Annotated in this window: 22 protein-coding genes, 1 tRNA gene and 1 other RNA gene; 12 read left to right on the forward strand and 12 right to left on the reverse strand. The window is 51.1% G+C overall.

The window, feature by feature from the left end; translation table 11 throughout:
• Positions 1-75 precede the first annotated feature (75 nt).
• Positions 76-723, reverse strand: coding sequence for an endonuclease III (nth, locus tag HMPREF9141_RS05220; RefSeq protein WP_040554294.1), 648 nt, complete (start codon positions 721-723; stop codon positions 76-78).
• A 49-nt stretch (positions 724-772) separates the two neighbouring features.
• Positions 773-1393 (reverse strand): Type 1 glutamine amidotransferase-like domain-containing protein, encoded by a 621-nt coding sequence (locus HMPREF9141_RS05225; protein WP_007367496.1) that lies wholly within the window; start codon positions 1391-1393, stop codon positions 773-775.
• Positions 1394-1598: 205 nt separating this feature from the next.
• Between HMPREF9141_RS05225 and HMPREF9141_RS05230 the strand changes: the two genes are divergently transcribed.
• Positions 1599-1820 carry a hypothetical protein gene (locus tag HMPREF9141_RS05230; RefSeq protein WP_040554297.1) on the forward strand — a complete coding sequence of 74 codons (222 nt, stop codon included), beginning with the start codon at positions 1599-1601 and terminating at the stop codon, positions 1818-1820.
• A gap of 1465 nt (positions 1821-3285) precedes the next feature.
• Here the strand turns inward: HMPREF9141_RS05230 and HMPREF9141_RS05235 are convergent.
• The 6 genes from HMPREF9141_RS05235 to HMPREF9141_RS05260 all read right to left on the reverse strand — a co-directional run bounded on the left by HMPREF9141_RS05235 (position 3286) and on the right by HMPREF9141_RS05260 (position 7889).
• Positions 3286-3951: a Crp/Fnr family transcriptional regulator gene (locus tag HMPREF9141_RS05235; protein ID WP_007367500.1), complete on the reverse strand. Its 666-nt coding sequence runs from the start codon at positions 3949-3951 to the stop codon at positions 3286-3288.
• 3 nt (positions 3952-3954) lie between these two features.
• Positions 3955-4971: an FAD:protein FMN transferase gene (locus HMPREF9141_RS05240; protein WP_007367501.1), complete on the reverse strand. Its 1017-nt coding sequence runs from the start codon at positions 4969-4971 to the stop codon at positions 3955-3957.
• Positions 4968-5660 carry a DUF6048 family protein gene (locus HMPREF9141_RS05245; RefSeq protein WP_007367502.1) on the reverse strand — a complete coding sequence of 231 codons (693 nt, stop codon included), beginning with the start codon at positions 5658-5660 and terminating at the stop codon, positions 4968-4970. Before HMPREF9141_RS05245 ends, HMPREF9141_RS05240 begins: the two co-directional genes overlap by 4 nt.
• Positions 5614-6117 (reverse strand): DUF6452 family protein, encoded by a 504-nt coding sequence (locus HMPREF9141_RS05250; protein WP_007367503.1) that lies wholly within the window; start codon positions 6115-6117, stop codon positions 5614-5616. The genes HMPREF9141_RS05245 and HMPREF9141_RS05250 overlap by 47 nt, the downstream gene beginning before the upstream one ends.
• 135 nt (positions 6118-6252) lie before the next feature.
• Positions 6253-7206: a glycosyltransferase family 2 protein gene (locus tag HMPREF9141_RS05255; protein WP_007367504.1), complete on the reverse strand. Its 954-nt coding sequence runs from the start codon at positions 7204-7206 to the stop codon at positions 6253-6255.
• Positions 7207-7349: 143 nt separating this feature from the next.
• Entirely contained in the window at positions 7350-7889 is a 540-nt protein-coding gene (locus HMPREF9141_RS05260; protein ID WP_007367505.1) for a DUF4199 domain-containing protein, read from the reverse strand.
• A gap of 154 nt (positions 7890-8043) precedes the next feature.
• Here HMPREF9141_RS05260 and ffs point away from each other — a divergent pair.
• An RNA gene (gene ffs / locus HMPREF9141_RS12860) (signal recognition particle sRNA small type) lies at positions 8044-8136 on the forward strand.
• A 7-nt stretch (positions 8137-8143) separates the two neighbouring features.
• A tRNA-Thr gene (locus tag HMPREF9141_RS05265) sits at positions 8144-8217 on the forward strand.
• Positions 8218-9495: 1278 nt separating this feature from the next.
• On the opposite strand, the gene HMPREF9141_RS05270 is transcribed toward HMPREF9141_RS05265, so the two are convergent.
• Together HMPREF9141_RS05270 and HMPREF9141_RS05275 are read right to left on the reverse strand one after the other, a co-directional pair.
• Positions 9496-10743 (reverse strand): ABC transporter permease, encoded by a 1248-nt coding sequence (locus HMPREF9141_RS05270; protein ID WP_007367509.1) that lies wholly within the window; start codon positions 10741-10743, stop codon positions 9496-9498.
• A 91-nt stretch (positions 10744-10834) separates the two neighbouring features.
• Positions 10835-12040, reverse strand: a complete 1206-nt coding sequence (locus HMPREF9141_RS05275) for a pyridoxal phosphate-dependent aminotransferase (protein WP_007367510.1) — start codon at positions 12038-12040, stop codon at positions 10835-10837.
• Positions 12041-12269: 229 nt separating this feature from the next.
• Between HMPREF9141_RS05275 and HMPREF9141_RS05280 the strand changes: the two genes are divergently transcribed.
• On the forward strand, positions 12270-12758 hold the full coding sequence (locus tag HMPREF9141_RS05280) for a DUF4494 domain-containing protein (RefSeq protein WP_040554509.1): 489 nt from the start codon (positions 12270-12272) through the stop codon (positions 12756-12758).
• 29 nt (positions 12759-12787) lie between these two features.
• Entirely contained in the window at positions 12788-13459 is a 672-nt protein-coding gene (locus tag HMPREF9141_RS05285) for a YggS family pyridoxal phosphate-dependent enzyme (protein WP_007367512.1), read from the forward strand.
• A gap of 274 nt (positions 13460-13733) precedes the next feature.
• Here the strand turns inward: HMPREF9141_RS05285 and hisC are convergent, their stop codons facing one another.
• Positions 13734-14780 (reverse strand): histidinol-phosphate transaminase, encoded by a 1047-nt coding sequence (hisC, locus tag HMPREF9141_RS05290; protein WP_007367513.1) that lies wholly within the window; start codon positions 14778-14780, stop codon positions 13734-13736.
• Positions 14781-14829: 49 nt separating this feature from the next.
• On the reverse strand, positions 14830-15558 hold the full coding sequence (locus HMPREF9141_RS05295; protein WP_007367514.1) for an RNA methyltransferase: 729 nt from the start codon (positions 15556-15558) through the stop codon (positions 14830-14832).
• Between the two features lie 150 nt (positions 15559-15708).
• Here HMPREF9141_RS05295 and tamL point away from each other — a divergent pair, with 150 nt between their 5' ends.
• The 7 genes from tamL (at position 15709) to HMPREF9141_RS05330 (ending at position 24463) form a co-directional block, all read left to right on the forward strand.
• Entirely contained in the window at positions 15709-17973 is a 2265-nt protein-coding gene (gene tamL / locus HMPREF9141_RS05300) for a translocation and assembly module lipoprotein TamL (protein WP_007367515.1), read from the forward strand.
• A 121-nt stretch (positions 17974-18094) separates the two neighbouring features.
• The gene (locus HMPREF9141_RS05305) at positions 18095-18901 is read left to right on the forward strand and encodes an MBL fold metallo-hydrolase (RefSeq protein ID WP_007367516.1); all 807 of its coding nucleotides are present in this window, start codon (positions 18095-18097) and stop codon (positions 18899-18901) included.
• Between the two features lie 178 nt (positions 18902-19079).
• Complete coding sequence (rd, locus tag HMPREF9141_RS05310) at positions 19080-19244, forward strand: rubredoxin (RefSeq protein ID WP_007367517.1); 165 nt, start codon at positions 19080-19082, stop codon at positions 19242-19244.
• Between the two features lie 293 nt (positions 19245-19537).
• Complete coding sequence (locus HMPREF9141_RS05315) at positions 19538-20044, forward strand: DMP19 family protein (protein ID WP_040554510.1); 507 nt, start codon at positions 19538-19540, stop codon at positions 20042-20044.
• A complete protein-coding gene (gene smpB, locus HMPREF9141_RS05320) occupies positions 20041-20520 on the forward strand; it encodes an SsrA-binding protein SmpB (protein ID WP_007367519.1) in 480 nt (159 codons plus the stop codon). Before HMPREF9141_RS05315 ends, smpB begins: the two co-directional genes overlap by 4 nt.
• Before the next feature lie 368 nt (positions 20521-20888).
• Complete coding sequence (locus HMPREF9141_RS05325) at positions 20889-22562, forward strand: AMP-binding protein (protein ID WP_007367521.1); 1674 nt, start codon at positions 20889-20891, stop codon at positions 22560-22562.
• 236 nt (positions 22563-22798) lie between these two features.
• Entirely contained in the window at positions 22799-24463 is a 1665-nt protein-coding gene (locus tag HMPREF9141_RS05330; RefSeq protein WP_007367522.1) for an AMP-binding protein, read from the forward strand.
• The last annotated feature ends 318 nt before the right edge of the window (positions 24464-24781 follow it).

Below are 24781 nucleotides of genomic sequence, written 5' to 3' on the forward strand. Positions count from 1 at the left end.
CGAACGAATTGGGTTGAGGCATATAGCGGAATATCGCAGTTGGTCTCAACTCCTTCTGAGCCTGAAAACCACTCTTTATAATTTGCTGTTCTTCATCAGCTTGGGACATATAGCATCAAACGGGCAGTGCTCGCAATCAGGCTTAGCACTCTTGCAGACATACCGGCCATGCAGCAGTATCCAGTGATGAGCATCCGACACTTCCTCCGTCGGGATGTTCTTCATCAGATAGTCTTCCACCTTGCGGGGTGTGTCTGCTGTTGACGGAACCAGTCCCAGCCGATGGCTGACACGGTAGACGTGCGTGTCGACGGCCAGGGTCGGCTTGCCGAACCACACGGCCTGTATGACGTTCGCCGTCTTGCGGCCTACCCCCGGCAGCATCGTAAGTGCAATGGGGTCAGACGGCACTTCGCCGCCGAACTGCTCTACCAGCATCTTCGACATTTCCACCAGATGTTTTGCTTTCGCATTCGGATAGGACACGCTCTTCACATACCCGAACACCTCTTCGGCCGTTGCCTTGGCCATCGTCTTTGCATCCGGGTAATGGCGGAACAGTTCCGGGGTAATGGCGTTGATGCGCTTGTCCGTACACTGTGCGGACAGCAGCGTGGCGCAGAGCAGCTGGAATGCCGAGCCGAACATCAGCTCGGTTGACACGTGTCCGGTGTGTTTGCGGAAGTAATCCAAGACATAAGTATATCGTTCTTTCCTTGTCATCTTTCTTTTATTGTATAGGGCTGTGGCTATGCCTCCCCGCCCGATCAACTTATTTTGCTTCTTTTATCACGACACTGTCTCCCACAACGGCAATGGCCTGTCGGTTTGTGATGATCTTCAAGGGCAGGTGGCTGTTCTTGTGGACGACTCTCCGTGCAGCCTCCTCAAAAGGAAAGCTGTCGAAATGTACGACAGGATAGAAGCTGACGATGCCGAGACCGCGGAAGTCCGTGAAGCCCGGTGTCAGCGCAAGATGGTCGTCCATGTCCTTGGCATATTCTATGTCGGGGGCAAGAATCATCGCTCCGGCTGATTCCCCGATGTACGTTTTTCCTTTCCCCACCTGTTCTGTGATGTATCTGTCGGCACCTGTCCTCCTCAATTCCTGCATGAGGAAAAATGTGTTACCCCCTGAGACGTAGATGCAGTCACAGTCGTTCAGTACTTCTTCCGTCTTGTTCCTGCTGCATTGAGAGATTTCCAGCTCCTTGACGATAAGTCCGAGAGCGTCAAGTGCCGCCCTGCCGTCCTCCACGTATCGTGTGTATTCCTCATGGATGCTTGCGGTAGGGATGAATGCTACTGTCTTTCCTTTCAGCGGAATGGCGACAGACTCGGACAGGACCGAAGCCACATCCGCAAAAGACGAGCATAAAAAGATTCTCTTCATTGGCGTATTATGTTTTAGTGCTTCCTTATCGTTGATGCAGCGAAGAGCCTGGACAAGGAGTAAAGCACAGTACCATGCACAGGAATGATATTACTTTGCATACCTTTCGTGTCTGATGGTGCAAAGTTACTGAAAACCTAAAGATTATTTGGTTTTTTCCGAAACTTAATGTACTTTTGCATCAGAAAATTAAATCAAATCAATTATGACAACTCCAATGATAGGACTGATTGCACTGCTCGTCATCGCACTGGTCGGGTGGGCAATCGCAGAGCAGAAAAGCAAAAGCGTAACATTCGTTCACTCAGAGGCGGAAGCTGAAGGGGAAGAGGAAATGAAAGAGGCTTACGAAGCCAATGGCAACAAAGAGCTGAACCTCAAAGACCTTCTTGCGCACAACAGCACCAAAGGTTACAAGGCTATTTAGAACCAGACGGTTACAAGTATAGATGGACGGGAGCCATGCGGTCGCATGATTCCCGTCCATTTTCTTTTTCTTCCGTTAAATGTGTAGATGTCTGTCATGTAGTGCATCTTACCTGACGGAAGAGCTTTTTGTTCTTCTGTTAAATGTGTGGATGCTTTTCGTGTTGCTTTAACGGAAGAGCCGAAGTGATTCATTCAACAGAAACATAGCCAAGGCCGTCAACTGGCTATTCTATCCTCCTCCGATATAGGATCCTTCTCATTTTAATACGTTGGAAATACAGATAAGATTTTGAAAAACCATTACATAATTTCAAACAAATCATCTGCAAATATAAAAGGAACGTGTAAAAAGCAGGATTGTAACCGGCCGTCAATCAGATGGTTATAAAGCCGTTCGTAAAAGGTGCTTAATTGGACTTCAAAAGGGCGTTAGTAACACGCTAAAGGAGCGTCTGTTGCAAGTCAATCAGGCATCTTTTAGAAGCCAGAAGAGCATGTGTCAGCTTTGAACTGCATAAAAATGTTTACAGACACCGATGATATGGGAATGAGTTGTCTGTGGAAGACGGAAAGGCATACTAATGGACAGACATCGTATCAATTTGTCTTTTCTGCATTTTATCTTGTAGTTCATCCTCTTCTGTAAGGTTCTGTTCTGACAGGGTTCTGTGATGTACCCGACTGCCGCAGGGGTTTCACGGACGAGGCGGACGGTGCCCGGGAAGCGGGCGGATTCATTCCGACCGTATAAATTCATCCGGGTCTTACGGATGGAAAAGGGCTTGAAAAGCCTTGGACGCTTTGTTTGTCTACCATTCATCAAACTGTCCGTCTGCGGAGGCACTCCGAGGGAAGAACAGCTGTCTTCCACAGAGGTACAAATGGTGCAGAGATAAAGGCGGCTCAGATTCGTCAGGAAAAGAAACGCAGTGAAGAGCGGGAGCATGTGTTGTGTTTCCCTTTTTTGCAGACAGGTAGGTAGTCTCTTTATAATCAGTTTTGGATCCGGTTGAAACAAAAAAGCGATGACCTTCTCAGGTGACCGCTCTTTATCTAATAGGTATTAGCCATTTAAAAGGTAAAAGATTGTTTTCAGGATAACAGTTGCAAATATAGAGCTTTTTCTGTTTACCTGCAAACTTTTTGTACGTTTTTTTGTATGGAAATTGCATGTGTGCGGACACGTTTCCGACATGGGAGGCTTCAGATCGTCTGCTGAGTGACAAATCGATCAAAAAGACCGTCTGAAGTGACGCTCCCGGCAGACAGGGTACGGCCTTGCTGTCTGGGTAGATGCAGGTTGGATCCATCCCCTTTCCCGGAAAGACAGGAGGCCGCACAGTGTGCTTCACCGCTTTCCTTCTTGAGAACAGGCGACGGCTCTGTCGGGATTCAGAGGGACTGATGGAGGTCGTCGACTTCATGCGATGCCTTCTGCAGACGCTTCCGCATTGTAAGCGGCATCAGTCTCTCAGGGTTTCCAGCCGGGGAACAGTAAGGATGCTTCTGCCCATTGACAGCAGACCTTCACGTTGCAGCTGGTGGAGCATGCGGGAAACATTGATCCGGCTCTGGTGCAGTTCATGGGCAAGATCTTCCATCCTTATTCTCAGTATTTTGCGTCCGGCCTGTGTCATGCAGCGGTGACGGAGGAATGTGATGAACTGCTGTCGGATGTCGTCAGACGGTTTCTGCCAGGGGATGCGTTCCATGCGCTGTGCCTGCATCGAGAGACTGTTGAGAAAGTTCAGACGGAAGATCAGGTAGCTGTCGAGGAGACGCAGCACCTCCGGCTTGGCCAGGGAAAGCAGACTGCAGTCGGTCTGTGCCGTGACATCCTTGGTGTAATACTGCATGAGACCGAACAGGTGTTCCGGCTGGATGACGGCCGGTGCCTTCAGTTCTTCTTCAATGCAGTAGCGGTAGCTGTCGGCATAGCTGGCGACCTGCAGCACCCCGCTCATCAGGAAAAAGAGGCAGTCACACTTCTCGTCTTTCCTTATGAGCGGCCTGCTGGCTGGCAGCTTGTGGAAACCGAACTTCGTTTGCTCAATGATGTCGGACAGCTCATCCGTGCTGATTCCGATGAAGAGCGGCAGTTCGAGGAGTTTGTTATAGAGTTGGAGCATTCCTTATTCCACTACTTTACCTTTCATCGACGGACTGTACCATACCCTCAGGTTTCCTTTTGCATCCGAATAGATGAAATAAGCCATCAGCTCCGGATGGCGTTCGAGCACTCTGCGTGCCTTCTCAATGCCCATCACCATGAATGAGGTGGCATAGGCGTCGGCCGTGGCACAGTTCTTGGCCAGGACGGTGGCGGAGAGCAGGGAATGCTGTACAGGGTATCCGGTCTTCGGATCGATGGTGTGGGCGTATTTCTTCCCTCCTTTGTAGTAGAAGTTGCGGTAGTTGCCGCTTGTCGCCATGGCCTTGTCGGTGACATTGAGTACGGTCTCAAATTCCTGATTCGTGTTCAGCGTGTCGTCAGTCGGCTTCGTCACGCCGATCTTCCAGGGCATCCGCTGTTCGCTGTTGCCTTTCGTGACGATCTCTCCGCCAATCTCTACCATGAAGTTTTCTATGCCGTTGCGGCGCAGAAGACGTGCCACGGCATCCGAACCATATCCCTTGGCAATGGCAGAACAGTCGAGCATCGTGCGCCGGTCCTGTTTCCGGATGGTATTGCCGACGAGTTTCACCTTCTCATATCCCACCATCCGGCGCAGGCTGTCTATCTTCTCCTTGGACGGCCGTTGCCCTGTCTTGAAGCCGAAGCCCCAGAGGTTGACCATCGGCGCGACCGTTATGTCGAAGGCGCCGCCGGTATCCTCGGACACCTCTTCCGCCAGTGTGAAGACTTCACTGAACATCTCGTTTATCTTGACCGGCCTGTTCCGGTTGATCTGTGAAATCATCGAGTTGGGGTCGAAGGTCGAAAAGGTCTCGTTGACTTTCTTCAGTTCGGCATCAATCTGCGGCTGCAGATCCTCGTTGCTCTGATATGTGATGTGGTAGACTGTCCCGAAGATGAAGCCTGTGTTATGCTGGTAAGGCATTGCATGCTGGCAATGGACAATGGCGACTGATCCGATAAGCAGTACAAGCAGGAAAGGTATCTGCCAATATAATTTTTTCTTGTTCATATTTCGAAGAGGATGTTGAAAGTTGCTCCCAGTCGCGACGAACCTCCCCGGCCGTAGCCCGGCACGTACCAGGGCTCGCCGATTTCACCTGTCTTATGCGACAGTCTGAACTTGTAGCGTACCGTCCAGCCCATGTGTATCGGCCCCCATATCTTTGCATCCACACCGCCGGCGACTTCCGCCCACAGCTGGCTGCCCTTGCTGCCGACGGCTCCGTAGGCTGCCTGTGTGCCCCAGATGGGATCGGCAATGCCCGGACTGTAAATGTCATATTGAAAGGAGGAGTAGCCTACTCTTCCCCCGACCAGGAAGCGGTAGGCATCGTGCTTGTCCTTGAGCATGTTGAAGTCGCAGCCTATCCGGAAATAAGGGGCACTTGTCTTGAATCCGGTCCCGGTTGTTTCATCGGTCTTGTCGGCCTGTCCCGCACCTGCCTCGACGACGGGAAAATACCTGTCCTTTATGTTGATGCGCAGCAAGGCTTCATACTGTCCGTAGGATGCAAGCGAACGCATGACCGGCCCGACGGCATCGGTGCCTACTGCCATACCCCGGAAGAAGCCGACAGCGTCTTCTTTCCTCTCCGGTGCGGATGGTCTGTGCTGTGCATGGACGGCAGAGACCGGCAGCAGGGACAGCAGGCTAAGGATTAGTGAAGCGGATAAGGATGTTCTCTTTCGTACCATCATCGTCGACATTAGGATTACTGATTTCTATCTGACTGATGCGTGTCCCCTTGGCCGTGACAGAAGTGAGCTTATGGAAGAAGACAGGCGAGCAGTCCACACTCTCAAAATGGCTCATGTTCGTCTTCGATACGGTCACGGTGTCGACCGTCGTCACGCCGGTCTTGCTTGTGAAGACAAAGCGCAGACGGTCGGTGTCGCCGCTGTAACTCATCGGCAGACTGAATTTCGTCGTTTTGACCATGCGGTTCAGCAGTACCGTGTCGGATCTGTTCTCACGGATGGCCGATACCGTGAGTGTATCTTGCAGCGTGTCGCCTTGGACAACATAATTCGCCAGCACGCCATTCGTCACGGAGCAGTCGATGTCGGAGCAGGAACTGATCCAGCCCATTCCTGTCACGAGGAGCGAAAGCAGGATGCCTCTCTTTGCAATGTTTCCGATCAGTTGGTTATTCATTCCCTGTTGTTTTCTTTTGTCCGAAGCCGGAGCGGATGCCTTGTCAGTCTGTCGTAGAGGTTGTCCGACGGGCTGACGGAAGTACTTGTCCTTGCCGGATCGGACGGTATTACATTCCCCTGCGAGGAATCATTCCTACATCTCTTTTTCTATCTGATAGTCGTTCCTGCGCGGGTTGCCCCGGCTGATGAGGTCGCCGATAAATCCTGCGAGGAAAAGCTGCGTTCCCAAGATCATTGCAGCGAGTGCGATGAAGAAGGACGCATGGTTGGAAAGCAGGTCACCGTAGACATCATGGGCAAGCATCACGCATTTCTCCACGATCAGCCAGAAGAATGCGATTAGTCCGATGAAGAACGTGAACGACCCCATCAGGCCGAAGACGTGCATGGGCTTTTTGCCAAAGTTGGTGAGAAACCAGAGCGTCAGAAGGTCAAGATAGCCATTGAAGAAACGGTTGATGCCGAATTTGGATTTACCGTACTTGCGCGCCTGGTGGTGTACCACCTTCTCGCCGATGCGTGCGAAACCGGCTTCCTTGGCGAGATAGGGAATGTAACGGTGCATCTCTCCGTAGACTTCGATGTTCTTGACCACGTCGCGCCGGTATGCCTTCAGGCCGCAGTTGAAGTCGTGCAGGTTGTGTACGCCGCTGATCTTGCGCGCCGTCGCATTAAACAGCTTCGTGGGAATCGTCTTCGACAGAGGGTCGTAACGCTTCTGCTTGTATCCGCTCACGAGGTCGTACTTCTCCTCCGTTATCATGCGGTAAAGTTCCGGGATCTCATCGGGAGAGTCCTGCAGGTCGGCATCCATCGTGATGACGACATCGCCCTGGGCAGCCTTGAAGCCGCAGTAGAGGGCAGGACTTTTGCCGTAATTGCGGCGGAACTTGATGCCATGTACGTGTTGCGCATCCTTGTGGTGCAGTTCTTCGATGACATTCCAGCTGTTGTCCGTGGAGCCGTCATTGACGAAGATGATCTCATACGTGAATCCGCTGGCGTTCATTACGCGTTGGATCCATGCGTGTAATTCAGGAAGGCTTTCTTCCTCGTTGAAGAGAGGAACGATGACTGATATGTCCATATTTTGAATTTGGAGTTTTGATTGAAAGGTAGGGGCGGCTGGGAAAGGGGGAGGCGAGCGCAGGAGAGGGTGATGGCCGGACTTGTGCAGGACCTTTCCGGCTGCCGCGGAGCATCAAGATTCCGGAACCGGTCTCTCCGCTGCTATGGCTCCTGTTTCCTTACTCGTTTCGCCATAACGGCTGCAATGAACAGCGAACAGACGGCACCCAGCAAGATGGCTGTTACAAAGCTGCTGGAGGCCAATGAATAAGGCTGGAACGCTTCAGGCAATGTAGCCATGAATTGCTTATAGGGGATTCCAATGGCTGCCAGAGTACTCTTCCCCTCACTGCTTGAATAGAGGTTCATGACCATCAGGAGCAGTCTGCCATTGTCGATGTAGTGCATGTAAAGCCATTGCAGCAGGCTGAATATGAGTGCCGCATTGAAGAATACACGCAGGCAGTAAAGCAGACTGCGGCGATAGGAAATGACTCCTTTCCGCCCTTCCTCACGGAATATCTTCAGGCGATAAGCTACGAAAAAAGGGCTTGACAGACACAGTAACAGACTGAATTGCGCCAGAATCGGAAGAAAGGTCATCCCCAGCAGGCATGCAAAACTTGCCAGCCAGATGATGGCAAGATAGAAACCGTCATAACGGGTATAAGCCGTCAGCTGTTTAAATTCTTCGTAAATCATGGTGCAAAAGTACGGATTAAATATTATAAATAATGTGGTGTCTCTGCAAAATTATGTTTTTTTGTTAAAATCGGAAAAAGTTTATCTTGCGCCTTGCCGTTGTTAAATTAAATACGTATCTTTGCAACCGCTTTTACAATAAGGGCATAGACATGGGCAAGTCTCCTACGACCAGCTCCCTTTGAATCCCCCAGGACGGGAACGTAGCAAGGGCAGAAGGTTGTAGCGGTGCGATAGGAATCGCTTGCCCACCTGCCTCTTTAGCTCAGTTGGCCAGAGCACGTGATTTGTAATCTCGGGGTCGTTGGTTCGAATCCGACAAGAGGCTCGAAATGATAAAATGACTAAGAACACAGAAGAAGGCATGTCGCGAGGCATGCCTTCTTTCGGTTCTGGGGAAAAGTCGTTTTGCCGGATTCTCGGGACAGTAGATTTTCTTTCTCTGGCCGTTCTGTTTGCTTTTTCCTGAAAGGGAGCGGGACAGAAAGAGACAGGTGATGATACCACGAAAGACAGACAAAAAGGCGTGTGTGTCAAAATGCAGATTAAGAGCTTAACGACTTCCAAATTATAAGTAAAGTTTCCCCCCGAAAAGAAAGGGTCTTCTGTTAAATGCGTAGATTGAAAATGGGATAAAGGCTCATGCACTTGCAGGGGATGACCGTCCAAAAACAGATGGTCTTGCAAAAGTGGATAAACCACAAGATAAAATGCAGAAAGGACAAATTGAAACGATGCCTGTCCATCAGCACGTCTCTCCGTCTTCTACAGACAACTTATTCTCATATCATCGCTGTTTGTAAACCATTTTCATGCAGTTCAAGGCAACACATGCTCTTCTGGCTACTAAAAGATGCCTGATTGACTTGCAACAGGTGCTCTTTCAGCGTGTTACCAACGCCCTTTTGAAGTCCAACCAAGCACCTCTTTCGGGCGGCTTGATAACCAATTGACTGGCTGCTGGTTGCAAACTTGCTTTTTACACGTTTTTCTTATATTTGCAGCTGGGTTGTTTGAAATTATGTAATGGTTTTTCAAAACCTTGTATGTATTTCAACGTATTAAAATGAAAAGGTCTTTGTATCGGAGGATGATGATAGAATAGACGGGGATGTGTCAAAACGATATTTGTGTTTTGACATACCCTCAGCGAAGAAGTAAATCCCCGCAATTTATCGCTTTTGTGCTGGCCGTGTTGCGGTGAGGGCATTCCCCTTGGGCGTTCCCTTGTGTATTTGAGTGAGACCATGCGCCTGTATATCAGGTTGCCGCTGGCGGGTAAACCTTGAAAGTCCATGGCTTCCTGTGTGATTTTTTTTAAGCCGGCAATTCTCATGACTTTCGCAGGCTGTTCCCATTCTGACGACTGATTGCAAAGGTGTTTGCTGTCAACACGCCTGGTGTTTGCCGTCAACACGATGCGTGATGGGCATCAATACGCTGGAGAAGGATGGGAGCACACTGGAAAAGGATGGGAAGACTCAAAAGGCGGAATGCGGTCTCGGCAGAACTCCTCTACATGAACTCTTGGGAAATGTAGCTCATTGTTAATCAGCATACGGTTTTGGGAGAAATAGAGCTTTGCAGAGGTTCTGGGAGGATGAGGCTACTCGTAGTGCATGGACCGGGCTGGGTGGATGTGGCTGATGAGGTAGCTCGGTGCGATGAGAACCCCGACGCATACCATCAGGGTGGCGAGGTTGAGGGCGATGACCAGTAGAATGTCCAGCTCTACCGGTACTGTGCTGACGTAATAGGTCTGCGGATCAAGCTTTATGATCCCTGTCCATTTCTGCAGGAAGATGCAGCCCAGTCCGATAAGGTTGCCCCAGAAGAGTCCTCGGCCGATGATGAATGTGGAGAACCAAAGGAAGATGTGGCGTATCTGTCGGTTTCTTGAGCCGAGTGCCTTCAGCATGCCGATCATCTGTGTGCGTTCGAGGATGATGATCAGCAGTCCGGAAATCATCGTGACACCGGCGACAGCGGTCATGAGTGCAAGGATGATCCATACGTTCATGTCCATCAGGTCGAGCCATGAGAAAATCTGCGGGTTCTGCTCTGTGATGTTTTCGGAAGAATAGGTTTCTCCGTAATGGTCGATGGTATTCTTCACCTTGTTCAATACACGGCGGGACACGGCATCAAGCTGTGAGAAATCATCCACCTGCAGTTCCGCCCCGCTGTACTGGTCCGGCTCCCAGCCGTTGAGCTTGTTGGCTGTGTACAGGTCGGTGAAGCATATCTGTGAATCAAACTGCTTCATGTTGGTGGCATAGATGCCGGCAATCGTAAATCGGCGTGTGCGGACACCTTGCTTGTTGATGAAGTAGGCAAAGATCCGCTGTCCGACTTTCAAGTTGAGCTTGTCGGCAATCGTCCTGGACACAACGAGCTTCTGGTGGCTTTCCGTGTCAGAGAAATGAGGCAGCCCGCCTTCCACCATGCTGTTATGGATGAAAGTGGAATCAAAGTCGGGGCCTACTCCCTTCATCACGATACCCAGGAAATCGTTGTCCGTCTTCAATATGCCCTGTGTATAGACATAACGCTGCACGTGTTTCACCCCCGGCACCGCCTTCAGTACCTTGATGAGAGAGTCACTCACCTGGATAGGATACTGTTCGGAGCTTTGCAGGGTAAGGAAATCGGCGACGGTGATGTCGCTTCCGAACCCCACCACCTTGTCACGGATGGTATGCTTGAAGCCCAGGACGACGCAGACGGACACGATCATGACCGCCAGGCCGATGGCGACGCCGGCGGTGGCGATGCGGATGGCAGGCTTCGACACTTTCCGTGTCTTGTCTCCTCCGTCGTATATTTTCCGGGCAATGAAAAGAGGGAAGTTCATGCTGATGAGGATAGGGGATAGGCGGTGATGGGGCGGTAGGCGGTGATAGGGCGATAGGGGGGATGGCTGATGCGCAAGCCTTAGGCGTCCGTCATTCCTCCTCCACTCGTCCGGGATAGGTCTCCAATGCCTTCCGCAATACGACCAGTGCCTGCTGCAGGTCTTCACGTTTCAGTACGTAAGCGATGCGCACCTGGTTGCGGCCGGCACCGGGTGTCGTGTAGAACCCGCTGGCCGGTGCCATCATGACCGTTTCTCCCTCGTAGCTGAACTCATTGAGACACCAGCGGCAGAACTTCTCCGAGTCGTCAACGGGGAGTCTGGCTACGGTATAGAATGCCCCCATCGGTATGGGAGAGTAGACGCCGGGAATGCGGTTCAGACCGTCGATCAGGCACTTGCGCCGGTCGACGTATTCATCATATACGTCACGGTAGTAAGATGCCGGTGCGTCGAGACTTGCCTCTGCGACGATCTGTCCGATCAGGGGAGGGGAGAGGCGTGCCTGACAGAATTTCATCACGGCCTTGCGTATCTCCTCGTTCTTCGTGATCAGTGCGCCGATACGGATACCGCACTCACTGTATCGTTTTGATACGGAGTCGATCAGTACGGTGTTGTTCTCTATCCCCTGCAGGTGCATGGCGGAGATGTAGGGTGATCCCGTGTAGATGTACTCACGGTAGACCTCGTCGGAGAAGAGGTAGAGGTCGTACTTCTTGACGAGGTCACGGATCTGGTTCATCTCCCTCCGGGTGTACAGGTAGCCGGTCGGATTGTTCGGGTTGCAGATCATGATGGCGCGTGTGCGTTCGTTGATCAGCTCTTCGAATTTCTCCACTTTGGGCAAGGCGAACCCTTCCTCGATGGAAGTCGCGATGGTCTTGATTTTCGCGCCGGCGGAGATGGCGAACGCCATGTAGTTGGCGTAGGCCGGTTCCGGCACGATGATCTCGTCGCCCGGATTCAGGCATGCCATGAACGAATAGAGCACAGCCTCCGAACCGCCGGCGGTGATGATGATGTCGTCCGGTGTGACGTTGATGTTGAATTTCTTATAGAATCCGCAGAGCTTCTCCCTGTAAGAGAGAAAACCTTGCGAAGGAGAATATTCCAACAGCTTGCGGTCGATCCTTTTCAGGGCATCCAGTCCACACTGCGGTGTCGGCAGGTCTGGCTGGCCGATGTTCAAATGGTAAACTTTTATTCCACGGTTCTTTGCTGCAACGGCAAGCGGAGCCAGCTTTCTGATAGGCGACTCCGGCATTTCGAGTCCACGAACTGATATTTCCGGCATAATGACTTTGTTTGTTCTTCCGATGACGGGAGAGGGGGCAGAAAGAACTGCTCCTGTTTTCTTTACTATGATGCAAAGTTAGACAATTTTTTTATTTTATCTGCACATTTAGAGGATTAACGCAGAATTTTTACTACTTTTGCACAGCTGTAAAAACCGCCTTCCGCATTTCCTTTCGTCTGCTTCTGATGATGGAAAAGGAGGGCCTGAAAACATAAAGACAAAGATTATGAGAAGTAGAACAAGTACCTGGTTTGAGACAAGGGTGAGATATGACAAGACCATGGAAGACGGTCAGAACAAGAAGGTCATAGAACAGTATGTGGTCGATGCCCTCAGCTTCTCCGAGGCCGAAGAACTCATCACGGAAGAGATGTCGCACTATGTAAGCGGTGAATTTGACGTAAAGGCGATTGCTCCGGCAGCCTACGGGGAGATTTTCTTCAGCGATGTAGATACGGATGACAAATGGTTCAAGGCCAGGCTCTCATTCATCACGATAGATGAAAAGACGGAGAAGGAAAAGCGGTCATCCGTGACCTATCTCGTACAGGCACATTCCGTGAACGGTGCTGTCAAGCACGTGGATGAGGTCATGGGGGCTACCCTGATCGACTACGAGATAGCCGCCATCACCGAAACAAAGATCATGGATGTCTTTGAACACCGTTCCGGCAAGAAGACCGAGGCTGAAGAGAAACCGGAGTTCGAGCAGTAACCCATTTGTAACGAAAGGACCCTGCGATTATGTATGACGTAGCGAAGAATTTGCACGAAGTGCTCGGGACTCTTCCAGATGGTGTGAAGTTGGTTGCCATCAGCAAGTTTCATCCTGCCGAGTATATCGAGGCTGCCTACCGTGAGGGGCAGCGGCTCTTCGGTGAAAGCCAGGAACAGGAACTCGCACGGAAGGTGGAGTGCCTTCCGAAAGACATTGAGTGGCATTTCATCGGTCATCTCCAGACAAACAAGGTGAAGTACATTGCCCCTTATATCTCGATGATAGAGGCCGTCGACTCGCTGAAACTGCTGAAGGAAATCAACAAGCAGGCGGCCAGACACGGCCGTGTCATCCGGGTCCTGCTGGAGCTGCATATTGCAGAAGAGGAGAGCAAGTACGGCTTCAGTCCGGCCGCCTGCCGCGAACTGTTGGAAAACGGCGAATGGCGGGCACTCCGGAATGTGCATATCTCGGGGCTGATGATGATGGCGTCGAATGTGGAGGACCGCAGCCAGATCAGGCGGGAGATGACCTTGGCAGCCGATCTCTTCGACGAGCTGAAGGCGAAGTATTTTGCGGACGACCCCGAGTTCAAGGAGCGTTCATGGGGTATGAGCCATGACTACGACATTGCCGTGGAATGCCGTTCCACGATGGTACGTGTCGGTACTGCCATCTTCGGCCCGCGTGTCTATTGACCTCAACGCCGTCCGCAGTAATACCCGCCGTCCGTTGGACAGGCATGGACCGCAGACGTTTTTCCTGTCACTTCCTTCATTCTTTCTGAACGCTTAAGAGATTGACCGATAAGCTGTTTGCAGAGAATGTTAAAATGACAGCAGACAAAACAAAAACTTATATTACGGGAAAAGCTGTTTCTTGAATGACTCCGTGGCGACATGGAGGTTGGCATTCAAGGGGCAGCTTTTCACATTGCAGGCAACGTTTATCATGCGGTTTTCGGGGCGGATCTTATTCAGCCGGGTTGTAGTATCTCAGTATTCCGAGGATTTCTGCATTCTCAGCTTTCGACCCTATCGTGATCCGCAGGCAGTCTTCGCACAAGGGTTCATGAGAACAGTCGTGTACCCTGATCCCCTTTTCCGCAAGATAGTTGTATACGCTCCGGGCATCTTTCATGCGTGCAAGGAAGAAGTTCGCGCTGGACGGATAGACCCTCTCGCAGCAGGCGAGACTTTCAAAGGCTTTCATCATGCGGTTGCGTTCCAGCAACAGAATCCTCGTCCAGTCCTCTATGTCGTAGCGGTGTCTGAGCAGTTCGACCGCCTGTTCCTGTGTCAGCAGATTGAGATTGTAAGAAGGCCTGATCATGTCGAACAGCCTGATGACAGCCTCCTGTGCGTATGCTACGCCCAGCCGTATGGCTGCTCCGCCCCATGCTTTTGAGAATGTGTTGAGGACAATCATGTTCGGGAACTCTTCCAGCCGTTGACGGAACGATGGCTGCTTGGAGAATTCCGTATAGGCTTCGTCAACGATCACCATCCCCTGGAAAGTCCTTGCCACTTTCTCTATTTCCTTCACCTCGAGTGTATTCCCTGTCGGTGTGTTGGGAGAGCAGAGCCAGACCAGTTTCGTATGACGGTCGCATGCCTTGAGCAGCCTGTCGGCATCCAGCTGGAAGTCGTGGGACAATGGGACCGGCCGGTACTCGACATCATTGACGGCTGCAAAATGCCCATACAGTCTGCAGGTCGGTTCGATGGCTACGGCATTGTCGGTTTGTGGCTGGCAGAAGATGCGGTAGCATAAGTCTATGATTTCAGTGGAGCCGTTGCCGGAGAATATTTCCTTTTCGCCGACCCCTTTCAGCTTTGCAAGCCGTGCTTTAAGGTCATGCTGCAAGCCGGAAGGGTACCGGTTGAGAGGTCTGTTATAAGGGTTCTCATTGGCATCAAGGGCGATACGACGGGGCGATTCCGGCTGTCCGTCTCCTTGTTGGAAAGGAGAAGACAGTTTTCGTATGTTCGGTCTGACCAAATGCTGTAAATCTATCATACACGGCTTGTTTTGGATAGTAGGTGTGGTTGTTTACGAGATAGGAGTCTTATCCTTGTCTTCTTCTGAACTCTGCACAGACGATGGAGGTGGCGATGGCGACATTCAGCGATTCCGCTGTCTTCCGCCCAGGAGGATAATTCGGAATCAGCAGCTTACGGTTGATTTTCGACCGCAGCATAGGTGTGATTCCGTTTCCCTCATTCCCCATGACAATCATCCCCTGTTTGCTAAGAGGGTATTCGTAAAGGCTGTCCCCGTCGAGGAGTGTGGCGTAGACAGGGTAGTCGGCCGGCAGACCTTCTGTCAGCCGGTTCAGATTCAGATAATGTAACTTCACCCGTGCAATGCTGCCCATCGTCGCCTGCACCACCTTCGGATTCCAGCAATCCGCTGTTTCCTGCGAGCAGAAGATGTTTTCAATGCCGAACCAGTCGGCTATTCTTATGATTGTCCCGAGATTGCCGGGATCCTGTACGCCGTCAAGCGCCAGGACAAGCCGGTTGTCAAGATATTGCCGGAAGATGTCCGAGTATGCGGGAGGTGTCTCTCTGTCTGCTGCCGGCAGCCTGAAGACTCCCAACACGGGCTGCGGATGCTTCAGGAAGGACACTTTCCTGATGTCGTCCAGGTTGTCCAGGATCTCTTCCGCAACGAATCCTTCATGCAGCAGGTCGTTGACGATTTTCGGCCCTTCTGCAACAAACAGTCCTGCTTTCTCTCTGCCTTTTCTGGTTTCGAGCGTGTGGATGAGTTTCGCTTTATTCTTTGATATCACCTCGCAAATTTACAAAAAACTCTCCATTTGTCACCTGTTACGTTCAACTTTTTGCAGACTTTTCTCTAAAGGAAAAAGCATTTTCTTTATCCCACAGGCTTGTAAATCACAGTTTTTGTGTAAATTTGCATCAATTCATACAGACAGTTCATGTTGTTTTCAAGATTACATAGTCTTTTTTCGCTGTTTCTTATCGCTTTGATTACGCCGGTTCTCATCGCGTGTTCGTCCGATAAATTCCTTTCAGACGGGGAATACCTGTTGGATAAGGTGGAACTGCGTTCTGACCGGAAGGACGTCAATCCGTCGCTCCTGATGCAGTATGTGCGTCAGAAAGGCAACTCGCGCTGGTTCTCCCTTTTCAAGATACCGTTGGGCACATATGCCATGGCCGGGAAGGACACGACGAAATGGATCAACCGTACACTTCGCAGAATGGGGGAAGAACCGGTACGGTATGACACGCTTCAGGCACGCCTGTCATGCGAAGACCTGACCGTCGCCATGCAGAACATGGGGTATATGAACGCTTCTGTCGGCCTCGACCGGAAAGTCAAGGGAAAGAGGCTGACGGCCATCTACCGGCTTCATCCGGGAGAGCCTTACATCATTGACCATTTCAATTACGATATAGAAGACTCCGTTGTCGCCAAGGTGCTCTCTCCCCATCTCAGGACGGACACGGAACGCCCGCGCCGGTTTACGGTCACGTCATTGGACGATGAACGGAAGCGGATTACCCATATCCTCAATGATTCCGGTTTCTATCGTTTCCATAAGGATTTCATGTATTACACTGCCGATTCGACCCGGGGGCGACAACACGTCAGTGTGACACTTCATCTGACGAAGTATGTGGAGACCAGCGGTGCCGGGCCGGCACTGCATCCACGCTACATCATCAGTCATGTCCGCTTCCTCCCCGGTGACTCCACCGGGTTTCATCTTCGGAAGAGCGTCCTCGAAGACAATACGCTGATTGAGAAAGGGAAGTACTTCTCTGCAACCGACCTGCAGCGGACTTACAACAATTTCTCACGTCTTGGGGCGGTACGTTATACCAGCATCAATTTCAGAGAGCCACCTCGTTATGACAGTCTGGTCATAGGGAAATCGTTTGCCTACCGGACCTCTTCCACCCATTATCTGGATGCTGACATACAGGTCTACAACAACAAGCCGAACACGATTTCTTTCCAGCCGGAAGGAACCAATACGGCAGGAGACCTCGGGGCGGCGGCCGTCCTTTCCTATCAGAACAGGAATCTTTTCCGTGGAAGTGAACATCTCAGCGTGGAGCTTCGCGCCGCCTTTGAGGCCATCAAGGGACTGGAGGGCTACAAGAACAGTGACTACGAAGAGTACAGCCTGCAGGCAAGCCTGCAGTTCCCGCGCTTCCTTGCGCCGTTCGTCTCCAGAGACTTCAAACGGAGGAGCAATGCCATTTCAGAGGTTTCACTGGGCTGGAATCTCCAGAACCGTCCTGAATTTCACCGCAGGATCTTCTCTTCTGCATGGAAATACCATTGGACGAATCCCGTACACCACCTGACATACGACTTCGAACTTCTCGACCTCAGTTATATCTACATGCCGTGGATCAGCGGCACCTTCAAGCGCGACTACCTCGACAATGCCACGACACGCAATGCCATCCTGCGGTATAATTACCAGGACCTGTTCATCCTGCGTACGGGCTTCGGACTGCATTACAACAGTTCCAGCCATGCTTTCAGGGCACGTGTGGAACTGGCGGGAAACCTTCTGGACGGGCTGGGAAACCTGTTCGATTTCAAGAAGAACGGACAGGGGAAACGTACGCTGTTCAACATCGCTTATGCCCAATATGCCAAGTTCGACTTCTCTTACACGCAGATTCTCCACTTCGATGACCGCAACGCACTGGCACTGCATGGCGGCATTGGTATCGCCTTCCCGTACGGGAACAGTACCGTCCTCCCCTTCGAGAAACGCTATTTTTCCGGCGGAGCCAACTCTGTCCGGGGCTGGAGCGTGAGGGAACTCGGGCCGGGCAAGTTCCGTGGCGTGGACGGCAGGATAGACTTCATCAACCAGACGGGCGACATGAAGCTGGACCTGAATGCAGAGTATCGCACGCATCTGTTCTGGAAACTGGATGGTGCCGCCTTCGTGGATGCCGGGAACATCTGGACATTGCGCAGTTATGCGGAACAGCCGGGAGGACAGTTCCGTTTCAAAGACTTCTATAAGCAGATGGCTGTTGCATACGGTCTCGGCTTGCGGTTGAACTTCGATTATTTCATCCTCCGTTTCGACGGAGGCATGAAGGCCGTCAATCCGGCTTATGCCGACCGGAACGATCATTATGCCCTGTGGCATCCGAATCTGAAACGGGATTTTACATTTCATTTTGCTGTCGGACTTCCTTTTTGAATCTTTCTGCGGGCATTTATGTTTAATTATTCCTAAAATCAAGTGGTAATGTTCGGTAAATGTTATTGTCGGTTTTGCCCGTCGAATATCTTTTATTACATTTGCCTAAAAGAATAATATAATGCTGAAATTTTTATCTTTCGGCAGTGGTAGTAGTGGGAATTGCTATCTTCTCTACACAGGCACCGATTGTCTGATGATCGACTGCGGGGTCGGTATTCGTTCTCTAAAGAAGCATTTCCACAACTACGGTCTGCAAATGAAAATGGTTCACAATGTGCTTATCACCCACGACCATGCCGACCATGTGAAGTCGGTAGGTTCTATCAGCGGTGATCTGCAGCTTCCGGTATATACGACAGAGGACATCCATCGGGGTATCAGCCAGAACTGGTGCGTGAGGCGCAAAATCGACAAGGCGTTGGCGATGTGCCTTGCCAAGGGTGAAGAAATCAAAATCGGGGAATTTGCCGTTACCCCTTTCGGTGTGCCCCATGACAGTACCGACTGTGTGGGCTATTCAATAGTACAGGGGGGCATGCGCTTTACGCTGGTAACTGATTGCGGGCATATTACAGAGGAAATCGCCCATTACATCTCCATCTCGAACTATCTGGTGATAGAAGCCAACCATGAGCCGGAGAAGCTGGAGGCAGGCCCTTATCCGCGCCATCTGAAGGTGCGCATCAGCGGTCCTAACGGACATCTGAGCAATGAAGCCTGCGCCGAGGCCTTGGTAGAGAATGCCTCCCCGGGACTGCACCATGTATGGCTGTGCCATCTGAGCGATGAGAACAACCACCCTGAACTAGCCAAAAAGACGGTCGAGGCTGTGCTGCGCGACAGGGGCGTCATTGCGGGAAAGGATTTCCTGCTTGATGTGCTGAAGCGGAAAATACCCAGTGAAGTGTATGAACTGCATGGGTGATGCCTGACAGGAAGCGATGACCGCGCTTTGCCGACAGGAGTGTCCCGTTTGTAGAAATTCTCGTTGACGATGTAATCGGATGACATTTTTTAACGCTGTAAATTTGTAATTTTTGCAGAATACTTATAACTTTGCGCCCGATAAATGATCAAAGATAATATTTAACAACAAAAACATTATGAAGAAATATGAATGTGAGACCTGCGGGTATATTTACGACCCGGAGGCCGGCGATCCAGACAGCGGCATAGCGCCGGGTACAGCTTTTGAGGATCTTCCAGACGACTGGGTATGTCCTCTGTGCGGTGTCGGCAAGGATGATTTCAAGCCGGTTGACGAATAAACCGGAAGGACAAGTCAGAATATAGAAGTCTGCCCAGAACTCTGGGCAGACTTTTTTCTTTTCAGGGATATTGGAAGTTCAATCCATAAAATATCTTGTCTTTTCTCTGAAGAAGAAGCATTTTCTTCATCCAGCGGACTTATAAATCACCGTTTTTATGTAAATTTGCAGTATATTTTCCGGTGCATCGGAAACATGGGGACATCCTGGCGGGGTGGTTCATAGGGCCAGGTTTCACCCCCCTTGACAGAATATACCCATAGAAACATGATAACATTTGCAGGACAAGCATGATGATGGAAGTAAAAATCAAAGAAAGCGATATACGCAAAGCCGTAGAAGAAGGAATGGACAGTTTTGTCCGTGTCTTTATTGATGCCGTCGACAAGGCGATAGACCACAGTCTGACGCTGGAGGCCATGCAGCAGCTCACGTCCGACCAGATTACCCTGTTGGCATGGAGCTATCTTCATCAGGAAGTGATGGATGGCGGTTATATCCAGCTGATATACAACGGCTATGGAGCATTCATTTTCAAGAATCCCTTTGCTGTCGCCATACGGGGGTGGGGACTTGATGATCTTTACAGGCACATCCGCCATGCGAGGAAATATTATGATATGTATCATGAAAAGATCGAGGCGGTAGTTTCTGATGATGATTTCATGGCTTTGTATGAACAGATGCCCGAGTTTGATGAGTATGATGATGAATTTATTGTCAATGAGGAGCATTGGACAGCCCTGGTAGCCGCTTATATCGATGATCATATTGAAAATTTCGCCACGATTGAAAAATGAACAAGGAACAACAGGAAAGAAGAAAGAAATCCCCCGTGCAGATTAGGAACAAGAAGGCCTCATTCGAGTATTTCTTTGTTGATACCTTCACGGCGGGAATTGTTCTCACGGGGACAGAGATCAAGTCGATCCGTGCCGGCAAGGCCTCGCTGGTCGATTCTTTCTGTACCATCAGCAGAGGGGAGATGTGGGTACAGGGGATGAACATCTCTCCTTATTTCTATGGCTCATACGCTAACCATGAAGCCAGACGTCCGCGCAAACTGCTGCTGACACGCAGGGAGATCCGAAACCTCGAGGCCGAGTCGAAGACACCGGGCTATACCATCATTCCGACCCTGATCTTCATAGACGAGCATGGACGTGCCAAGGTGGATATAGCACTGGCGAAAGGCAAGAAGGAGTACGACAAGCGTCAGACGCTGAAGGAGAAGGAGGACCGGAGGGAGATGGACCGTGCAAGGAAACACTATTGAGCCTGGTCCAGGGCAGGCCGTCAGAGAAACTTTTTAGAACCTGCCGGCAACGGCGGGACAGTGTTGGATTTTCTCATCATGCCTTGACCGCAGCAGGAGTCTGTTGCTCTTTGTCAATTGGGAATGATGTTCCCGGCCGTCGGGAATAGAGGTACCGGCCGTCGGGAACACCATTCCCAACCGGTTGGGAATGGTGTTCCCATGTTTCATCCTCCCGGTAAGACCATGCGGTTTGTCCGGGACATGGCTGAAGGCGATTGCCGGAACAATCGCCGGGACAATCCGGTGGAGACGAAATTTCCTGCACAAAGTATTTGTATCTGTGCAGGAATTTGTTTACCTTTGCACGCGAATCATATTTTTGTGCAATGGAGCCTGTAATAAGTTTTAACGCATACATAGAGAGTAGCATCAAGGATAACTGGGACAAGGATGCCCTTACAGACTATCTGGGCGCTACGCTGCAGTACCGTGACGTAGCCCGCAAGATAGAGAAACTGCACATTCTTTTTGAAAACAGCGGTCTGAAACGGGGAGACAAGGTCGCTCTCTGCGGGCGGAACTCATCGGCATGGGCGGTTGCCTTTCTCGCCACGCTTACATTTGGCGCTGTGGCAGTCCCCGTCCAGCACGAGTTCAAACCGGAACAGGTGTACAATATCGTGAACCATTCTGAAGCGAGGCTGCTCTTCGTCGGTGACGTGGTTGCCACTACGATTGACGGGGAACAGATGCCGCTTCTGGAGGGAATCGTCTATCTGCCGGACAACTCCCTGATCCTCTCACGTTCGGAAACACTGACCTATGCACGCGATCATCTCAATGCGATGTTCGGACACAGGTATCCGAAATATTTTCATGCAGAACACGTAGACTACTTCAAGGATGCGCCGGACGATCTTGCATTGATCAATTATACCAGCGGCACCACGGGATTCTCCAAGGGGGTCATGCTGAGTTACCGTTCTCTCCGCAGCAATCTTGACTGGACCATAGAGGCACTGAAGCCGCACATCAAGGCGGGAAGCAATGTGCTCAGCATGCTGCCGATGGCGCATATGTACGGTATGATCTGTGAGTTCCTGAGCGAGTTCTGCTTCGGCAGCCATCTGTTCTTCCTCACCCGCCTGCCGAGCCCTTCGCTGATTGCCCAGGCCTGTGCTGACATCCATCCGGCGATCGTCGTGGCTGTCCCGATGGTCGTTGAGAAGATCATCCGCAAGAAGGTGTTCCCAAAGATACAGAACAAGGCGACGAGGATGCTGCTGATGATGCCCATGGTGAACAAGAAGGTGAAGGAAAAGATCCGTGCCATGGTGATGGAGGTCTTCGGAGGCAATGCGTATGAGGTGATGACCGGCGGAGCCGCCCTCAACAAGGAGATAGAGGACTTTCTGACGGGAATAGATTTCCCGATTACCAGCGGATATGGTGCGACGGAAACGGGGCCGATGATTACTTACAGCGATTACAAGGACTTCTGTCCGGGATCGTGCGGAACACCGGTCGTGAACATGGAAGTGAAGATAGCAAGTCCTGATCCTGCCGGTATTCCGGGCGAGATCCTTGCCAGGGGCGAGAATGTCATGCTGGGGTATTATAAGAATGTGGAAGCGACAGAAGCCGTGCTCGATGCTGACGGCTGGTATCATACAGGCGACCTTGCCACGATGAGCGAAGACGGCCATGTGTTTGTCCGCGGGCGTATCAAGAACATGCTTTTAGGTTCAAACGGGCAGAATGTCTACCCCGAAGAAATAGAAGACAGACTGAACTCTATGACGATGGTAAGCGAGTCTGTCATCATTCAGCGTGGCAATGAACTGGTGGGACTGGTTTATCCGGAGATGGAAGAGGCGAAAGAGATGAACTTCTCTGCCTCCGATCTGCAGGACATCATGGAACAGAACCGGATCGAGCTGAACAATTCCCTCCCGTCCTTCTGCCATCTCTCCTCCATCGAACTGCGTGACGAGGAGTTCGCCAAGACCCCGAAGAAAAGCATCAAGCGCTATCTCTATCAGGAGGTCCCCAGGCCGTAAGTCCGGATGCGGCAGGTGCTGCGGAAATAACTGATGTACAGAAAGAAGTGGGAGGCAGAATGTTTTTTCCGTTTCGGCCCGTTCTTTCTGTACATTCTTTCTTTCTGTTGTCCGTTCTGTGGATCTTGTTGCTGTAACAGGCAGATTATCGCCTGGGCATCGTATATTTCTGCACATTATATTTTGAAATGTGCGGATAAGTATGTACCTTTGCACATAGATTGAAAAAATGTGCAATGGAACATATTCCGAGTTTTAATGAATTAGTAGAGAAGAGTATCATTGAGCATTGGGACCTTGATGCTCTTACGGATTATAAAGGCAAGACCCTCCAGTATCATGATGTAGCCAGAAAGATCGAGAAACTGCATATTATGTTCGAGGCGAGTGGCGTGCACCGGGGCGACAAGATTGCGCTTTGCGGACGCAACTCTTCGGCCTGGGCCGCTGCATTTCTGGCGGTGATCACCTATGGGGCGGTGGCTGTACCGATCCTGCATGAGTTCATGCCCGAGCAGATTCACAATATAGTGAACCATTCTGATGCCAAGCTGCTCTTTGTCGGCGACGTGGTCGTCACACAGGTCGATGCGACGAAGATGCCGGGACTGGAGGGAGTCATCTATATACCTGATTATTCCCTGGTTGTGAGCCGTACGGACCGGCTTACTTATGCCCGCGAGCATCTGAATGAAGAATTCGGGAAACGTTATCCGAAGTATTTCCGCCCGGAACATGTACATTATTACCGTGAGCAGAGTCCCGACGAACTGGCACTTGTCAATTATACGAGCGGTACGACGGGGCGTTCGAAGGGAGTGATGTTGCCTTACCGTTCCCTGTGGAGCAATTCCGACTTCGCAAAGCACGTGTTGGGCAATATCGTGAAGCCGGGCTGCAACGTGATCAGCATCCTGCCGATGGCACACATGTATGGCATGGCATTTGAGTTCCTCTACGAGTTCCTTTCAGGGGTTCACATCTTCTACCTGACGCGCATCCCTTCGCCTGCCGTCATCTCCCAGGCGTTGCTGGAGGTGAAACCGGTCATCATGATTGCCGTACCGCTGGTCATCGAGAAGATCATCCGCAAAAAGGTGTTCCCGAAGATCCAGAACAACCGTATGCGTCTCCTGCTGAATATGCCGGTAATCAACAAGAAAGTCCGTGAGAAGATCCGTGAGCAGGTCTATCAGGCTTTCGGCGGCAACCTGTATGAGATAATCATCGGCGGTGCAGCCCTGAATGGTGAGATTGAAAGTTTCCTTCGCCGTATAGATTTCCCCTATACCGTAGGGTATGGTGCGACGGAGTGCGGCCCGATTATCTGTTACCGTGACTGGCATACCTTCAAACAGGGATCCTGCGGACAGGCCGCCCTCCATCAGGAAGTCCGGATTGACAGTACAGCCCCTGCCCATGTGCCGGGTGAAATCCTTACGAAAGGTCCCAATGTCCTTTTGGGCTATTATAAGAACGAGGAGGACACTGCCCGTACGATCGACAAGGACGGATGGTTCCATACGGGTGACCTCGGTCTGATGGATGAGGACGGTAATGTGTTTATCAAAGGACGCTCGAAGAATATGCTGCTGGGCAGCAACGGCCAGAACATCTATCCGGAGGAGATTGAAGACAAGCTGAACTCCCTGCCTCTGGTCAATGAGTGCCTGGTGATACAGAAAGGGGAAAAGCTCATCGCACTGGTACATCCCGATTACGATGAAGCCCAGAACCTCGGACTGAATGCGGAGGACATCAAGAGCATCATGGAGGAAAACCGCACGCAGTTGAACACCATCGTGCCTGCCTACTGTAAAGTAGCGGAGATTCGCATTCAAGAAGAGGAGTTCGAGAAGACACCCAAGAAGTCTATCAAGCGATTTCTCTATACCCGGTAACCCCGCAATGGCTTCCGTAGGAACGGAATGTGACCGTTGTCATAATCCCAGCCCAGTCTACGAAGATACAAAACCACATGAAAAAATCCTTCTACCTCAGCAAGTGATGCGGGGTAGAAGGATTTGTTGTTTCTTTTAGAGCCGGTTCTGAAAGAATCCGCAACGGGTGCTGCCGTCGGCATCAACATCGTCCGCTCTTCGCGTCTTCCGTCCGAATGCGGATGAACCGCTGCCAGCTTTCGCAGACATCGTGACCTCTGCTTTGATACGGTGTGTTCAGTAGTCTCTTCGCAGTCCGCATAGAGGCTATGTCGGCTG

Source organism: Prevotella multiformis DSM 16608, from assembly GCF_000191065.1.
Classification (GTDB): Bacteria; Bacteroidota; Bacteroidia; order Bacteroidales; family Bacteroidaceae; genus Prevotella; species Prevotella multiformis.

Coding starts and splice junctions, on each gene's coding strand:
- nth (WP_040554294.1), bottom strand. CDS start 723: ATGACAAGGAAAGAACGATATACTTATGTCTTGGATTACTTCCGCAAA.
- HMPREF9141_RS05225 (WP_007367496.1), bottom strand. CDS start 1,393: ATGAAGAGAATCTTTTTATGCTCGTCTTTTGCGGATGTGGCTTCGGTC.
- HMPREF9141_RS05230 (WP_040554297.1), top strand. CDS start 1,599: ATGACAACTCCAATGATAGGACTGATTGCACTGCTCGTCATCGCACTG.
- HMPREF9141_RS05235 (WP_007367500.1), bottom strand. CDS start 3,951: ATGCTCCAACTCTATAACAAACTCCTCGAACTGCCGCTCTTCATCGGA.
- HMPREF9141_RS05240 (WP_007367501.1), bottom strand. CDS start 4,971: ATGAACAAGAAAAAATTATATTGGCAGATACCTTTCCTGCTTGTACTG.
- HMPREF9141_RS05245 (WP_007367502.1), bottom strand. CDS start 5,660: ATGATGGTACGAAAGAGAACATCCTTATCCGCTTCACTAATCCTTAGC.
- HMPREF9141_RS05250 (WP_007367503.1), bottom strand. CDS start 6,117: ATGAATAACCAACTGATCGGAAACATTGCAAAGAGAGGCATCCTGCTT.
- HMPREF9141_RS05255 (WP_007367504.1), bottom strand. CDS start 7,206: ATGGACATATCAGTCATCGTTCCTCTCTTCAACGAGGAAGAAAGCCTT.
- HMPREF9141_RS05260 (WP_007367505.1), bottom strand. CDS start 7,889: ATGATTTACGAAGAATTTAAACAGCTGACGGCTTATACCCGTTATGAC.
- HMPREF9141_RS05270 (WP_007367509.1), bottom strand. CDS start 10,743: ATGAACTTCCCTCTTTTCATTGCCCGGAAAATATACGACGGAGGAGAC.
- HMPREF9141_RS05275 (WP_007367510.1), bottom strand. CDS start 12,040: ATGCCGGAAATATCAGTTCGTGGACTCGAAATGCCGGAGTCGCCTATC.
- HMPREF9141_RS05280 (WP_040554509.1), top strand. CDS start 12,270: ATGAGAAGTAGAACAAGTACCTGGTTTGAGACAAGGGTGAGATATGAC.
- HMPREF9141_RS05285 (WP_007367512.1), top strand. CDS start 12,788: ATGTATGACGTAGCGAAGAATTTGCACGAAGTGCTCGGGACTCTTCCA.
- hisC (WP_007367513.1), bottom strand. CDS start 14,780: ATGATAGATTTACAGCATTTGGTCAGACCGAACATACGAAAACTGTCT.
- tamL (WP_007367515.1), top strand. CDS start 15,709: ATGTTGTTTTCAAGATTACATAGTCTTTTTTCGCTGTTTCTTATCGCT.
- HMPREF9141_RS05305 (WP_007367516.1), top strand. CDS start 18,095: ATGCTGAAATTTTTATCTTTCGGCAGTGGTAGTAGTGGGAATTGCTAT.
- rd (WP_007367517.1), top strand. CDS start 19,080: ATGAAGAAATATGAATGTGAGACCTGCGGGTATATTTACGACCCGGAG.
- HMPREF9141_RS05315 (WP_040554510.1), top strand. CDS start 19,538: ATGATGGAAGTAAAAATCAAAGAAAGCGATATACGCAAAGCCGTAGAA.
- smpB (WP_007367519.1), top strand. CDS start 20,041: ATGAACAAGGAACAACAGGAAAGAAGAAAGAAATCCCCCGTGCAGATT.
- HMPREF9141_RS05325 (WP_007367521.1), top strand. CDS start 20,889: ATGGAGCCTGTAATAAGTTTTAACGCATACATAGAGAGTAGCATCAAG.
- HMPREF9141_RS05330 (WP_007367522.1), top strand. CDS start 22,799: ATGGAACATATTCCGAGTTTTAATGAATTAGTAGAGAAGAGTATCATT.